The 14,129-nt window shown below is 69.0% G+C and carries 14 protein-coding genes; 4 read left to right on the top strand and 10 right to left on the bottom strand.

What is annotated here, in order from left to right; all coding sequences use genetic code 11:
- Positions 1–160: 160 nt before the first annotated feature.
- A complete protein-coding gene (locus tag OG963_RS22490; protein ID WP_371799384.1) occupies positions 161–1,093 on the bottom strand; it encodes a TolB family protein in 933 nt (310 codons plus the stop codon).
- Positions 1,094–1,308: 215 nt separating this feature from the next.
- On the opposite strand from OG963_RS22490, the gene OG963_RS22485 reads away from it, so the two are divergent.
- Together OG963_RS22485 and OG963_RS22480 are read left to right on the top strand one after the other, a co-directional pair.
- Complete coding sequence (locus OG963_RS22485; RefSeq protein WP_371799383.1) at positions 1,309–1,614, top strand: hypothetical protein; 306 nt, start codon at positions 1,309–1,311, stop codon at positions 1,612–1,614.
- 240 nt (positions 1,615–1,854) lie between these two features.
- Complete coding sequence (locus tag OG963_RS22480) at positions 1,855–2,835, top strand: helix-turn-helix transcriptional regulator (protein ID WP_371799382.1); 981 nt, start codon at positions 1,855–1,857, stop codon at positions 2,833–2,835.
- Between the two features lie 246 nt (positions 2,836–3,081).
- Here the strand turns inward: OG963_RS22480 and OG963_RS22475 are convergent, their stop codons facing one another.
- From OG963_RS22475 to OG963_RS22450, 6 genes are all read right to left on the bottom strand, one after another.
- On the bottom strand, positions 3,082–4,548 hold the full coding sequence (locus OG963_RS22475; protein WP_371799381.1) for a phytoene desaturase family protein: 1,467 nt from the start codon (positions 4,546–4,548) through the stop codon (positions 3,082–3,084).
- Positions 4,545–5,432: a serine hydrolase domain-containing protein gene (locus OG963_RS22470; RefSeq protein WP_371799380.1), complete on the bottom strand. Its 888-nt coding sequence runs from the start codon at positions 5,430–5,432 to the stop codon at positions 4,545–4,547. The genes OG963_RS22475 and OG963_RS22470 overlap by 4 nt, the downstream gene beginning before the upstream one ends.
- The gene (locus OG963_RS22465; RefSeq protein WP_143019988.1) at positions 5,417–5,914 is read right to left on the bottom strand and encodes a hypothetical protein; all 498 of its coding nucleotides are present in this window, start codon (positions 5,912–5,914) and stop codon (positions 5,417–5,419) included. The genes OG963_RS22470 and OG963_RS22465 overlap by 16 nt, the downstream gene beginning before the upstream one ends.
- A gap of 71 nt (positions 5,915–5,985) precedes the next feature.
- The gene (locus tag OG963_RS22460; protein ID WP_371799379.1) at positions 5,986–6,993 is read right to left on the bottom strand and encodes a hypothetical protein; all 1,008 of its coding nucleotides are present in this window, start codon (positions 6,991–6,993) and stop codon (positions 5,986–5,988) included.
- Positions 6,990–7,613, bottom strand: a complete 624-nt coding sequence (locus OG963_RS22455) for a DUF5819 family protein (protein ID WP_319329414.1) — start codon at positions 7,611–7,613, stop codon at positions 6,990–6,992. The genes OG963_RS22460 and OG963_RS22455 overlap by 4 nt, the downstream gene beginning before the upstream one ends.
- An 11-nt stretch (positions 7,614–7,624) precedes the next feature.
- Positions 7,625–7,951, bottom strand: a complete 327-nt coding sequence (locus tag OG963_RS22450; protein WP_093773617.1) for a hypothetical protein — start codon at positions 7,949–7,951, stop codon at positions 7,625–7,627.
- A gap of 576 nt (positions 7,952–8,527) precedes the next feature.
- Here OG963_RS22450 and OG963_RS22445 point away from each other — a divergent pair.
- The gene (locus tag OG963_RS22445; protein WP_093773615.1) at positions 8,528–9,715 is read left to right on the top strand and encodes an acyltransferase; all 1,188 of its coding nucleotides are present in this window, start codon (positions 8,528–8,530) and stop codon (positions 9,713–9,715) included.
- A gap of 104 nt (positions 9,716–9,819) precedes the next feature.
- On the opposite strand, the gene OG963_RS22440 is transcribed toward OG963_RS22445, so the two are convergent.
- From OG963_RS22440 to OG963_RS22430, 3 genes are read right to left on the bottom strand one after another with little or no spacing between them, the layout of a single operon-like run.
- Positions 9,820–10,596 carry an ABC transporter permease gene (locus OG963_RS22440; RefSeq protein WP_093773613.1) on the bottom strand — a complete coding sequence of 259 codons (777 nt, stop codon included), beginning with the start codon at positions 10,594–10,596 and terminating at the stop codon, positions 9,820–9,822.
- Positions 10,593–11,558, bottom strand: coding sequence for an ATP-binding cassette domain-containing protein (locus OG963_RS22435; protein ID WP_371799378.1), 966 nt, complete (start codon positions 11,556–11,558; stop codon positions 10,593–10,595). The genes OG963_RS22440 and OG963_RS22435 overlap by 4 nt, the downstream gene beginning before the upstream one ends.
- A 39-nt stretch (positions 11,559–11,597) precedes the next feature.
- Positions 11,598–12,260 (bottom strand): DUF4097 family beta strand repeat-containing protein, encoded by a 663-nt coding sequence (locus tag OG963_RS22430; RefSeq protein ID WP_093773609.1) that lies wholly within the window; start codon positions 12,258–12,260, stop codon positions 11,598–11,600.
- Between the two features lie 653 nt (positions 12,261–12,913).
- On the opposite strand from OG963_RS22430, the gene OG963_RS22425 reads away from it, so the two are divergent.
- On the top strand, positions 12,914–14,029 hold the full coding sequence (locus OG963_RS22425; RefSeq protein ID WP_093931194.1) for an endonuclease/exonuclease/phosphatase family protein: 1,116 nt from the start codon (positions 12,914–12,916) through the stop codon (positions 14,027–14,029).
- Positions 14,030–14,129 lie beyond the last annotated feature (100 nt).

Genomic DNA, 14,129 nt, shown 5'->3' with positions numbered 1-14,129 from the left:
CCCGGTCGGCGCGCGCCGACCGGGCCTCCTCACTGTTCAGGCGTCGGCCTGTGCCCGCCCGTCGGTCAGACGGACGAAGGCGTTCCGAGCATCGTGGAAGCTCGCTGGAACGGGCTGAGGACGCGGGTGGGTGCGGCCTCGGGGAGGGTGCGGCGGGACCCTAGTCGGCCAGCCAGTCCGTGAGGGTCACGGGACGGTCGGTGATCACGCCGAGGTTCCCGTCGTCGGTGGCGTCGACTACATAGACGCCACTCGTGCCGGCGAGGTCGTCGACGGCGGTGAAGGCGATCCGGCTGCCGTCGGGCGAGAAGACCGGGTTCTGGATACCGGAGAGGGGCGTCGGCCACTGCGGCTCGGTGGCGGCGCCGGTGGCCACGTCCGTGATGCGCAGACCGTTCCCGGTGGACTGGACGACGCGCTGCCCGTCGGGGGACCAGTCGGCGGGCGTCGACCACGCCTGGTGGTCGGTCGTGACGGCGCGGACCTCACGGGTGGCCAGGTCCAGGACGTAGACGTCGGAGCCGGACTCCCAGCCGTCCGGTGTCTCGTACGAGGTGGTCTTCAGGAAGGCGATGCTCCGGCCGTCCGGGGAGAACGTGCCGCGGCTGCCGGAGGTGAGCACCTCGGCACCGGTGCCATCCGTGGCGATCCACTCCAGGCCGCGTGGGCTGTCGTAGACGATCCTCTTGCCGTTCGGTGACCAGTCAGGGTGTCCGACGTACGGCGCGGTGGCGTCCTCGGGCCGGACGCCCTGGGCCAGGACGCGCCGATCGCTGCCGTCGGCCTCGGCGATCACCAGGTCGCGGGCGTACATGCAGCCCTCGTCCTGCGGTATGCAGGTGTCCCGGCGCTGGATGTACGCAACCCGGGAGCCCTTGGGTGAGACGACCCCGTCCTCCGCGGCCTGGGCGAACGTGGTGGTTACGGAGCCGGTCGCCGGGTCCAGCGCGACGGTGGCGGGGGACCCCGCGGAGTAGTCCGTGGCGGTGATCAGCCCCGCCCCCACCGTTCCCCCGGCGCTTGCGGTTCCCGACAGTGGCAGGCTCGCCGCAACCGCGAGCCCGGCGGTCAACGCAGCATGTGTGAAGCGCACTCGCGCCCCTTCCTTGATTCGGTGGACCGGTCGTACCGGCCCACTGGACAGAGCGCACGCTGATCAAGAAACGTCACGTCCGGGGGTTCGCAGGTCCGTGAACCGTGATCGCCCGGTGTCTCCCGTGATCCCACGCCCGGTCGGGCATGTGAGGGGCGGAGAGCTTGCCCGGGGGCGGCTGCTGAACGTCGCTCCGATGCTGCTTTGATCAGCGTGTGACCCCTGTTGACGACCCGGCCGGCGAGAGACCGGGGCGGATGAGCCTCGCCGTCGCATTCGGCGGGGCTTCCGTCGCGTTCTGGTTCTGCTGCCCGTTCTGGATGCTCGTCTGGCTACTGGCCTTGCCGTTGGGCCTCACAGGCCTTGTCCGGGGTTACATCGAATATCGCGCCGCCTCGCGTCGGGGCACGAGCCGCGCCCAGCCTCTGGTCGGACTGGTGCTCTCGTTCTTGGGCACATCGGCGGCGGTCGCGTACCTGATCTTTCTCCTCACGCATCCGGACCTGCCGATTCAGGGCTGAGGGCTGCCCCGTGGTCCCTCGCGGGAGCGCGACGACGGTCACGGCACCTCGCCATCGCGTGGTGAGTTCTTGATCACGATCCGCCTCATGCCTCGCCGTATCGGCAACTACGCTGTCATGGAGCGCCGTTAGACTCGCGGATCGAACAGAGACCCGTCGACGGCCGAGCCCGCCTGACCAGCGAGCACGGCGAGAGAGTCGCTCGTTGTTCCAGGGGGAAAAGGCATCGTGAGCACAAGCATGTCTGTTTTCGGGCTGTCACAGACAGAAGAGGCGATATATCGGCATCTCTTGCGAAATCAGAAGACGTCCAGCGACGAGATTCATCAACTTTTGCGCATCGCGCCGCAACAGGCCACGGAGTCGGTGAACCGGCTGTGTGCGGTCGGAGTACTGAAACGCACCGCTCCCGGTGTCCTGTCCGCCGCCAGTCCGGAGACCGCCGTCCGCCGTCTCACCGAGCTACGCCTGCGCGAGCTGCACCAGGAGCTCGAACACGTCATCCGGTCCCAGCACCTTGTCTCCGAACTCCGCACCGAACAAGGGCCGAAGGGCGTCTCCGCACACGGCGTGGAGCACCTTCGGAGCCTGCCGCAGATCCGCGACAGGATCGACGACCTCGCCTTCTTCGCGCGTGAGGAGATCCTCTCCATCGAGCCCTACACCGCGCTGACGCCCGAGAACATCTCGCATGCCCGCAGGCTCGACCAGCGCTGTCTGCGCCGGAATGTCCGCATGCGCAGCGTGGTCCGCAGAGAGGCGCTCGATCACCCGCCCACAAGGGTCTACCTGCGGGAGCTCGCGGCGCAGGGTGCCGCGATCCGGGTGGCCGAGGACATCTCCGAGCGGATCCTCGTCTATGACCGGCGTGCCGCCCTGGTGCCCAAGGACCCCGCCGACAGCGCACGTGGGGCCCTGCTGGCGCATGAGGAGGGTCTGGTCGCCAACATCGTGGCCTTGTTCGAGAAGATCTGGGACCAGGCCGAGGATCTGACGGACGGTGCCGACGGACAGGCCGACGCCGGAGGCAGCGGTCCCGGGGAGATCGAACGGCGGGTGCTGGAAGCGATGTGCCGGGGCAGCAAGGACGAGATCGGTGCCCGTGCCCTGGGCATCTCCGTACGGACCTATCGACGGCATGTCGCGGAGCTGCTGCGGCTCCTGGGAGCCTCCAGTCGCCCGCACGCCGCCCTGGTGGCCCGCGAACGCGGCTGGATCTGATCACCGGATCCGGTCAGAGGGGGCGTGTGTCCTCCGGGCGCGCCGGCCACCGGATCACCGGGGGACGGCCCAGCCCGGGGGCGCACTGCCCGACGCGCAGCGTGATCCGGTCGCACCCGACGGCGCAGGCACATGCCCAGTGCGGCGGCAGCCCGGCGAGCAGCCGGACCACGGCGATCGCACCCGGTGCGGCCGATGCCCGCTGCCGGACCAGAACGACCTCCGTAGGTTCCTCACGCGAGGACGTCACCGGGTCGGCGCGGCCGCGGCAGGGGCCAGGACGGGAGCCGTGCGGACGCCGAACTCGCGGCGGAGTGCCGAAAGGGCCGCCAGGTAGCCGGACATGCCGTGCACGCTGGGTCCGGGCGGCGTGGAGGCGGAGCACAGGTACACCCCGGGCAGGGGAGTGCGGTAGGGATCCAGGCGCGGGGTCGGGCGCAGGAGGGACTGGGTGAGCGTGATCGCGCCGGCGCCGATGTCCCCGCCGACGTAGTTCGGGTTGTACGACTCGTAGTCGGCCGCCGTGATGGCGCGCTGAGCGATGACCGTGTCACCGAAGCCGGGCGCGTACCGCTCGATCCGGGATCGTACGAGCGGGATCGGGTCACGCGTATCACCGTTGGGCACGTGGGCGTAGGCCCACACGGGGCGCCTGCCCGGCCGGGCACGGCCGGGATCGGTGACCGCGGGATCCGAGAGCAGGACGAACGGCTCGCCGGTCGGCACACCCCTGGCGGTGAGCCCTTCCTGACGCACCATCTCGGCGTGGGTACCACCGATGTGCACGGTGCCGGCCCGGCCCACCGCCGGGTCGCGCCACGGGATCGGTTCGGAGACCAGGAAGTCGACCTTGGCCGCTCCGGGGCCGTAACGGAAGGCGCCCAGTGCGCGGGCGTAGCGGGCGGGCAGCCGGGAAGCGGCGAGAGCGAGGAAGCCCTTGGGGCTGGTGTCGAGGAACACGGTTCTGGCATGCCGCAGTTCACGCAGGTCGGAGACGGGCGCTCCGGTATGGAAGAGGCCGCCGTGCGCGGTGATGTCGACGGCCATCGCCTCCGCGATGCGCGCACTTCCACCGCGCGGCAGCGGCCAGCCCGATCCGTGGGCCAGGTGGCCGAGCAGCATCGCGATCGCTCCGGAGGCGATGCTGGGCAACCGGCCCATCGCATGTGCGGCCACGCCCGTCAGCAGTGCCGCCGCTTCTTCTCCCCGGAAACCGTCGAGCGAGGTGGAGTGGCGCAGCACCCGCCCGGCCAGCAGGAGCGGGGCGAGGGGATCGCGCGGCAGCATGCGGCCGGCCGAAAGGACGAAGTCGACGACGCCCGTGCTGTGATCGAGCAGCGGCTGCATCAGGCCGCGCCAGCGTTCTCCGTCCGGCCCCAGCTGCTCACAGGTCGCAAAGAGGTCCCGGTGGGCGAGGGCGGCCCGGCCGCCGTCGAGCGGATGGGCATAGCTGATATCCGGATTCAGCAGTTCGACGCCGCGCGCGCCGAGGTCGAACTCGCGGAAGAAGTGCGAGGCCGCGGCCATCGGATGCACCGCAGCGCACATGTCGTGCATGACGTCCTCGTCGAAGAGTGCCTTGCTGCGCAGTCCGCCGCCGATGTCGTCGGCGCGTTCGTACAGTTCCACCTTCAGGCCTGCGCGTGCCAGCGTGACGGCGGCCGCGAGTCCGTTGGGACCGGTGCCGACGACGGCGGCATCGACGCCGGTCATGCGCGTTCGCCTTCGTCCTGTTCCGCCGTGTTCCCGGCGGCGAGCAGGCCGAGTCCGATCTTGTCGGTGCGGTCGGGCGATCCGCCGAGCCGGTGCACGAGCACCCAGTTCCCCGTCCGGGGGACTGCCCCGGTGAAGGCCGACGCATCGCGGGTCGCCCCGTTGTGCCACAACAACGGCCCCGCCGACTGCCAGGACGGCGCCGGTTCGCCCAGCGTGCGCTCGAGCAGCAGTCCGGTGACCACGGTGGCCAGCGCGCGAGGCGTGGCCCACAACCCGCCTGCGGGCAGCATCGGCCCGTCCAGTGTCCACCGGTCGCGTTCTCCGCCGAACAGGCTCCGCGCTCCCAGCAGCCGATCGGCGGGCGGATGCGCGGTCACCTCGTCCACCCCCAGTGGGGTGAGCACGTGCTCACGAACCAATTCCTCGTACGGTCGCCCGGCCGCGGACACGAGGGCCGCACCGAGCACGGCGTAACCGAGGTTGGAGTACTCGGCCTCCTGTCCTGGTTGCCTCACGGTGACCTCCCCGAGTCGGCCCAGCAGGGCCTGCAGCGCGTCCCCGTCGAAGGCCGCGTAGGGATCGGGGCCGGTCAGGCCCGGTGGCAGCCGTTGCAGGCCCGAGGTGTGGTCCGCCAGGTTCCGTAGCGTGATGCCCGATCCGGGCGGTGTCGGGAGCCACTGCTCCACCGCGTCGTCGAGGCCGAGCAGGCCGGCCCGGGCCATCCGTACCAGTACGGTGCCGGTGAGAACCTTGCTCAGGGACCCGATCTCGACGAAGGCGGCCGGATCGTGCCCGTGCCGGGCCAGCGGCGGAGCCGAGTTCCTGAGCACGCAGACCGGAACGGGACGTAGTGACAGGCCCGCCATCAGGACTGCGCCCACTGCCGGAGAAGGGCCTCGCGTTCGGCGGGGCGTGGAGTCTTCCCCGTACCGTGCGCACGCCCCCACGCGCTGAGGACCGCCGGGCTGAGGGTGCCGGCGACGAAGCGGTCCAGCACCTGATGGGACAGCTCGACCTCGCCAGGGGTGTACGCGCCGGCGGCGGCCGAGTGCACGAGCAAATCGGCCGCACCGTCGGATGCTTGGACACGTACGGTCATCTCGGCGGGACCCTCCGGTCCGCCCAGCCCCATGGCCCCGAGCACCACGTCCAGCGTCATCGACAGCTGTCGGCCGGGGGTCGTTCTCACCGGCGCACCGACGACGGTCACCGAGCCGAGGTCGGCCCACTTCCAGGTGCCGGGCCGGGGTCCGATCGCATCGAGACCCTCGGTGGCCAACCGGACACCGGGGGCCGACTCGCCAGGTGGTGCACCGAGGTGGACCGCATCCTCGGAGACCCAGAACAGCCCGACCATTGCCACAGTTGACTCCACCGTTCGCGTATTGCCATGGGTTGGATCTGAAATGCGCGCTCAGGCAACCGGCCTGACGATCAGCCACTATTTTCCACTGCCCCCCGGACGGTCGTATCGCAGGCGTCCTTTTCCGGCCGCCGCATCCGTTCACGCAGGGACCGCTCGATCCGGGCTCTGGCGCGGGTCGCGAAGGCCAGACCCTCTCCGAGCGGCCGGCTCAGGAAGATGAGGTCACACGCCACCATCGTCAGGGCGAAGCCGGTGAGCCCCATGAAGAATCCGATGGAGACATGGAATCCGATGGACGCGACGGCGGCCCATGGGCGCAGCCGTGGCACCAGAATGCCGAGCGGGAAGTACACCAGGAAGAAGGTGGTCGAGTAGGTGCCGACGAAGACCAGTGTGTCGTTGCCGTACACCAGGTCCGACACGCCGGGCAGAGAGAATTCGGGAATGCGCATGATGTAGAAGAGCGCCGTTCCGTCCTGCCACAGCTTGCCCTGCACCTTGTACAGACCGCTGGTGACGTACACCAGACAGATCTGGGTGGCGATGGCGAGTACGCCGAGGTTGTGAAGGGGGGCCTGCAGCGCTCTCAGGACTTCGGGTAGCCGACGGGTCCAGCGCGCGGTGAGTCCCGGGGAGAGCGAGAGCCGGTCGTAGCACCGGGTCAGAACGAGCATCGGGATGACGAGGTACGCGAGATTGTCGCCGCCGTCGAGAATGAGTGGCTGGCGCTGGTAGACGGACCACAGCAGCACCCAGTGCAGGACGAGCACCGGGCGGCCGCCCACACCGAAGGTGACGGCCAGCGCGCTCAGCATGCCGATGTGGAAGACGAGTTCGAACCAGGACCCCGAACTGCTGAGCGCGTACAGGCTGAAGGTGCCGTCCCGGTCGAGGGCGGCCAGGAAGTCCTTCCACGGGAACACACCGTCCGGCCCGAAGAGATACCCGCGGTCGCCGTACTGGCTGACGTAGAACATGAGCCCGACAAAGCCGATCAGCGCCCGGGTGCCGGACACGCCCAGCACGCTCATCGGGTGGCTGCTCCATCTGTCCAGCAGCGGGACGGAGTTGCTCATCGCAGGTCACCTGCCTTCTGCCAGTCGTAGTCCTGCACGCTGATCCGGTCCTTCGCGCTCGGATCGTCGCGTTCGGACCAGGGCGGCAACTCCCTCACGTACATACGGATCTGGATGCTCCGGGGATCACCTCCGCAGGCCTGAGGCATCTGCGTCATGGAGTACCGGGAGAGGAAGCGGACGGCGTCCTCGCGCGAGTTCTTCTCGTACGGCATGAGGGGAAGAACCGGCTTCTTCTTCTCCTTCTCCGACTTGCGCAGCCGGTCGAGCAGCGGGTCCGAGTTGTAGAGGGACTGCAGGCTGCTGCCGACCAGCCGTGACATACGGGAGGGGAAGAACCGGCTCTCCTGCGCGGCGTGAACGTACGGCGACGTCACGTCGTAGTACTCGGTGACCCGGCCGTCCGCACATTTCGCCCGGGCGAGAATTCCGCGGTCGTCGGCGAGGGGGTCGGGTGCGAAAAGCATCCAGTTCTGTGCGAAATAAGGGTCCAGATAGCCGCTCACCTTGTCGTAGTAGCGCAGCTTCATCGGGGTGTACGGACTCTGTGAGAAGGCGGCGAGGAGGAAATGAAGGCCCAGGAGGGCGGCGCCGACGAGCAGCACCGCCCTCCTGGTCATGCGGTGTGCCATCACTTGTCGAAGATCGTCTCTGCCGACCGGGTGCCGGCGGCGACGCCGTCCTTGGGGGCCGAGCCAAGGCTGGCGATCTTCGTCATGTTGCCGACCTGGTTACGAAGGGCGGTGGTGCCGGCGGCCGCCTTGCCGTGCACATACGCCTTCTGGGCGATCTTGGCGACGGAGCCGATCCACATGGGAGCGGCGTCGGGGCCGCCCTTGGTGACGGACGCCTGCTGCAGAACCGGTGCCGCGGGAGCGGCCTGGGCCGAGCCCTGGACGGACAGCACCAGAGCCGCACCACCGAGCGCGATACCGGCGGCGGCGATTGCCTTCTTCATGTTCTCCCCTGTTCTCTCGTTACGGTCCGGATCACTGCCACCCGTTCACCGGGTCGTGCGCCGGATGAACGAACTGTGCGGCGAACGAGGGAATTTCGGCCGAGAAAGACGGCGCGGCAAAATGGATGACACGTTGCGAAGTGCGCCTGGCATTGGCGGTCATTGATTCCCCCGAATTCACCGGACCGTGCTTGCGGGGAAAACGATGCCAGCGGTGCGGCGTCCGATACAGAGGCTTCGGTGTCAACATGCTGCACGGTGCAGGACAGCTTCATGCCAGGGCCGCGCACTTGGGCCGCGAATGGCCGGGCGGGGCGGTCCGGCGGCCCGCTCGTACGGGATCGCCGTGAAGCCGCGGAGGACCAGTAATCCGCGAGGGGTGCATGCTCGGTGGGTGAAGTGACGGAGAACGTGGCATGGCGTGTACGCGAGGGTCTTCCGGAGGTCACCTCTCAAATGCCGGAATTATCTTCCCCTGTCCGAACTGGGCGGCTTTTCACGGACGTAGCGTGCGCTGTCTGTGGCCCGCGAGGCCCGGGTTCCGTCGCTTCCACTTGTCAGGATGGCGTAGATGTGATGCAGGGCAGGTATCAGCAACCGCTTCCTCCGGCCGTCGATTCGCTCGAAGGTGGCGTCGCGGTGGCCGAGCCATCGCCGCGGAGTCGCCCGGCGCGGAAGGCCGTCACCGCCGGGCGGGCGCTGCCCCGGCTGTACGTCATCGACGGCATACGTCTGGTCGCCGCGCTGATGGTGGCCCTGCACCACTACGTGGGTACCTCGCGCGTCGACCAGCCGGGCAACGCGTTCTGGGGCCGGCCGGTGTCCGAGATCATGCCCACGGTGTTCCGCTTCGCGTCATTCGGCTGGATCGGCGTGGAAATCTTCTTCGTGATCAGCGGCTTCGTGATCTGCATGTCGTGCTGGGGCCGAACTCCGAAGGACTTCTTCGTCTCCCGGGTGATTCGCCTCTACCCGGCGTACTGGGTCGCCGTGGCCCTCACCGTGGCCGTCCTGGTCGCCCTGCCCGGCGTGTGGGGGCGGCCGCAGGGGCGGGACATCCTGCTCAACCTGACGATGCTGCAGTCGGGCTCCGGCGTGGCGAACGTCGACGCCGTCTACTGGACCCTCTGGTCGGAGCTGCGGTTCTACCTGCTCTTCATGGTCATGGTCGCCATGGGGCTGACCTACCGCAGGGTCGTCGTGTTCTGCTGCGTGTGGGGCGCGGCCGCCATGCTCGCCCCCGTGTCCGAGTTCCCGCTGCTGGTGCTGGTGGCCGACCCGAGCGGTGCCTGGTACTTCATCGCGGGTCTGGCCCTCTACCTCGTGCACCGCTTCGGCCAGGACCTACTGCTGTGGGGCATCCTCACCCTGGCGTTGCTCATGGGCCAGCGGGAGCTGGGGCTGCGGGTCGCGTACGAAGGCGTCTCCAGCTGGCGCGGATCCGTGCTGATCTTCACGGTGTTCCTGCTCGTCATGGTCGCTGTCGCGCTCGGCTTCACCGATCACATCCGCTGGAAGTGGCTGGTGACCGCGGGCTGCCTGACCTACCCGCTCTACCTGATGCACTACGCCATCGGAACGACGCTGATCAGCCGCCTGCACGACGCCATGGACGCCCGGCTGCTGGTCGCTCTCGTCATCGCCGGCTTCCTGGTCCTGAGTTGGCTGGTCCATCGCCTCGTGGAACGGCCGGCGGCGCGGCTGCTGAAGCGAGGGCTGGAATCCTCCTTCACCCGGCTGCGCGCCTTCGGGCACGCGGTCTGACCCCCCGTCTGACGCGAACAGGGCGGCGCACGCCGACGTGGTGTCGGAGTACGCCGCCCTGGGGCGGGACGAGTTGCGGGAGGTGGCCCGCGCTGCCATGGCGGTTACTTGGGGTCGAGGTTGAACTTCGAGGCCGACCAGAAGTAGCCGAGTACCGCCAGACCCAGGCACCAGGCCACCGCCAGCCACCCGTTGTGGCCGATCTCGGTGCCGAGGAGCAGGCCGCGCAGGGTCTCGATGGCCGGGGTGAACGGCTGGTACTCGGCGATCGGCTGGAACCAGCCCGGCATCGCGTCGATGGGCACGAAGGCGCTGGAGATGAGCGGGAGGAGGATCAGCGGCATCGCGTTGTTGCTGGCCGCCTCGGCGTTCGGGCTGATCAGGCCCATGCCGACGGCGATCCAGGTGAGGGCCAGGGCGAAGAGCACGAGCAGTCCGAATGCCGCGAGCCATTCCAGGGCGGTGGCGTCGGTGGAGCGGAAGCCGATGGCCACGGCGACGGCGCCGACGAGGACCACGCTGGCGACCGACTGCAGGACGCTGCCGATGACGTGGCCGATGAGCACGGACCCACGGTGGATCGCCATCGTGCGGAAGCGGGCGATGATGCCCTCGGACATGTCGGTGGACACGGACACCGCGGTGCCGACGACGGTGGAGCCGATGGTCATGAGCAGGATGCCGGGGACGATGTAGGCGATGTAGGCGGAGCGGCCCGCGCCGCCGCTCATGGCAGCGCCGAAGATGTACACGAAGAGCAGCAGCAGCATGACCGGGGTGAGCAGCAGATTCAGCGTCAGGGACGGGTAGCGGCGGGCGTGCAGGAGGTTGCGGCGCAGCATCGTGGACGAATCGCGTACGGCGAGGGAGAGGGAGCTCATCGGACTGTCTCCTTGGGCTGGTTGGTCTGGTTGGGGATGGTGGTGGTACCGGTCAGGGCGAAGAAGACGTCGTCGAGGTCGGGGGTGTGCACGGTCAGTTCGTCGGCCTCGATGCCGGCGGAGTCCAGCCGGTCGAGGATGGAGCGCAGTTCGCGCTGGCTGCCGTCGCTGGGGATCTGCAGCGACAGTGCCTCGTCGTCCCGGCTGACGTCACGCAGGGCCGTGGCGGCGCTCTGGTAGGCGGCCGGGTCGGTGAAACGGAGCCGGACGTGGCCGCCGGGGACGATCCGCTTCAGCTCGTCGGCGGTGCCTTCGGCGGCGATCTTCCCGTTGCTCAGGACGGCGATGCGGTCGGCGAGTTCGTCGGCCTCGTCCAGGTACTGGGTGGTCAGGAAGACGGTGACACCGCCCGTGACGAGCTCACGGATGATGCCCCACATGGTGTGCCGGGAGCGGGGGTCGAGGCCGGTGGTCGGCTCGTCGAGGAAGATGATCCTCGGGCTCCCGACCAGCGTCATCGCAATGTCCAGACGGCGCTTCATGCCACCGGAGTAGGTCGAGGCGGGCTTCTTCGCCGCCTCCACCAGGTCGAAGCGCTCCAGCAGCTCGGCGGTGACCCGCCGCCCCTCGCCCTTGGACAGGTGGTGCAGGTCCGCCATGAGGAGCATGTTCTCCTCGCCGGTGATCAGCCCGTCCACAGCCGAGAACTGCCCGGTCACGCCGATCGCGGCCCGTACGGCCTGCGGGTCGTCGGCCAGGGCGTGGCCGCCGACGCGGATCTCGCCGGCGTCGGCACTGACGAGAGTGGAGAGGATCTTGACGGCGGTGGTCTTCCCGGCCCCGTTCGGGCCGAGCAGGGAGAACACCGTGCCTTCCGGGACGTTCAGGTCGATGCCGTCGAGGACGACCTTGTCGCCGTAGGACTTGCGCAGCCCGTTCGCTGCGATGGCCAAGCTGGTCATGAGTGGTGCTCCTTCTGGAAGCTGCGGGTCAGGCTGCGGTCACAGGCTGCGGGCGGTGATGTCGCCCTGGGAGGTGGTCGCGTGGATGGCGAGCTCGGCGGTGCCGTCGTTCTTGAGGTCGTTGCTGACGCGGCCGTAGGAGGTGCCGGCGTCCAGGGAGGCCGACACCCCGGCAGCGGCGGCGACGGAGATGTCGCCGGACTGGGTGCTGAGCACGACCTTGCCGTGCACGGCCTCGGCGATCCGGATGTCACCCCGGGCGGTACTGATCTCCGCAGGACCGCCCAGCCGGCCGACCTCGACATCACCGTCGACCGCACTGAGGCGGACACCCGCGGCCTCGTCGATCTTGATCTGGTGGTACGCGCCGTCGAAGACGATGTCACCGAGCCGGCCGACGGCCCGGAACTCGGTACCGGCCGCCTTCGCCTCGATGCGGGACCCGGCAGGCAGCTGAACAGTCACCTCGACAGCCCCCGACGGACCCAGGTACTGGTTCTTCACCGGGACCTCGACCCGCAGGACTCCGTCCACGTACTCGGTCGTGGTCTGCTCCGCCGCCTTCACATCCCGGCTCTTCGAAGCATTCACAGGCCGGACCTCGACCACCGTGTCGGCCCGGTCGGCGGCAATGACCTGGATCCGCCCCGCAGGGATGACCAGGACGGCGGAGATCGGGGCGAGAGTGTCGAACTTCTGCATGGTGCTCTCCTTCGGTTCGGTGTTTCCGATGATGGAAAAGCTACGTTGCGTTCGAGACTCCTTCAATAGGCTTGTTGCGCATAATCCCTATCAGCGCTGGTCAGTTCAGGGAAATCGTTGCAACGGTTCAAGCGGCTAACGCAACGACTACTATCCATTCATTGCAATGAATCAAGAGTGAACGCTATGCGGAGGCGGCAAGGGCTCACGGAGGGGATCGCGATGCCGGGCGACAGGCTCGCCCAGCAGGAAGGCCGGCAGATCGCGCTGAGGCCGCCCACGGCCTCGCCCACGCGGAGAACGCCGGACGTCCGGACCGTCCGACCTCGTCGCGAGCTCCTCCGAACGGCGAGTGGAATCGGGGCCGGGGAACCCGGCGGGGCCCGGAGGTGCGCATGGCGTCAACTCCGTTGTCCAGGCTGCCGTCCGTGCCCGCCTCTCCAGGACGGAGGTGTCTGGGCATGCGGCTCGCCCCAGGGCGTTGTCGGCTCACTGTCTTTGTCGGATCGGCCAATGTTGCGGTCGAGGTATGCACGATGCGGGTGCACCGGAGCGGTATCGCCGAGCGGACCCACAGGTTGCCCGCGTATGTTTGCCGACCCCACCCAGGAGCCGAGGGTGCAGCAGCGAGTGGCAGTGAGCGAGGACGGACCATGGCGCGGGTGGACACGGCGGAGACCGGACAGGGCGGCGGCTGCCGGGATACCGACTCCGGTACCGGGCGCGCGGACGTCCGCCGGGGTGCCGGCGCCGGGATCTGGCGTGCGCGCTTCCGGCGGGCGATCCGCAGCGGCTCCCGACCGGGGCCCTGGAAGCGCGGACCGGTGCTCGCGGCGTCGGCGCTGCTGCTCGGCCTGCTCATGCTGCTGCACGCGGAGATCCCGAACCGGATCTGGAACCTCGGCAGCCTGGCGGAGACCTGCCTGCCGTGGTTCGGCCTGTTCATCCCGGTGCTGCTGGCCGGGGCGCTGTGGCGCCGCTCCGCCTCCGCGGTGGTCGTGCTGCTGCTGCCGGTCGTGGTGTGGCTGAACCTCTTCGGCGGGCTGCTCAGCGACAGGTCCCACTCGGGCGGCGACCTCACCGTGGCCGGCCACAACGTCGGCGCCGACAACCCCGACCCGGTCGGTACCGCCCGCGACCTGGCCGCCTCAGGGGCGGACGTGCTGGCACTGGAGGAGCTGACCGAGCAGGCCCGGGGCACGTACGAGAAGGAGTTGGCGAAGGCGTACCCGTACCACACGGTGCAGGGCACGGTCGGGCTGTGGAGCAAGCTGCCGCTGTCGGACACCCGGCCGGTCGACGTCAAGATGGACCAAGGCCCGCTGGCGGCCACCAAGTCGGCCGACGTCAAGCTGGCCTACAACCGTGCCCTGCGGACCACGGTGACCACGGACCAGGGGCCGCTGGCGGTGTATGTGGCCCACCTGGGGTCCGTACGGGTCAATCCCCGGGCGGGCTTTTGGACGGAATCACGGGACAGGAACGCGCAGGCGCTCGGCGACGCCATCGCCACCGAGCGGAATGAGCGGGTGGTGCTGCTCGGCGACCTGAACGGCACCATGGACGACCGCGCGTTCGACGGCATCACCTCCCAGTTGCACTCGGCCCAGGACGCGGCCGGGGACGGCTTCGGCTTCAGCTGGCCGGCGAAGTTCCCGGTGGCGCGGATCGATCAGATCCTGACCAAGGGCGTTGAGCCGAAGAGCTCGTGGGTGATGCCGGCCACCGGCAGCGACCACCTGCCGGTGGCGGCCCGAATCAGCTGGTGAACAACGCGCACGGGCTCCGAAGGCCGGGGAGGGCGGGCGTGCCTTCGGCTGTCGAGGAACGGGCCTTCGGTCTGCGGCCGGCGACCCACCGGGCACAGAA

This window comes from Streptomyces sp. NBC_01707 (assembly GCF_041438805.1).
Lineage (GTDB): Bacteria > Actinomycetota > Actinomycetes > Streptomycetales > Streptomycetaceae > Streptomyces.
The sequence above is the reverse complement of the archived record's forward strand: the minus strand, read 5'-3'. Positions and strand labels throughout refer to the sequence as shown.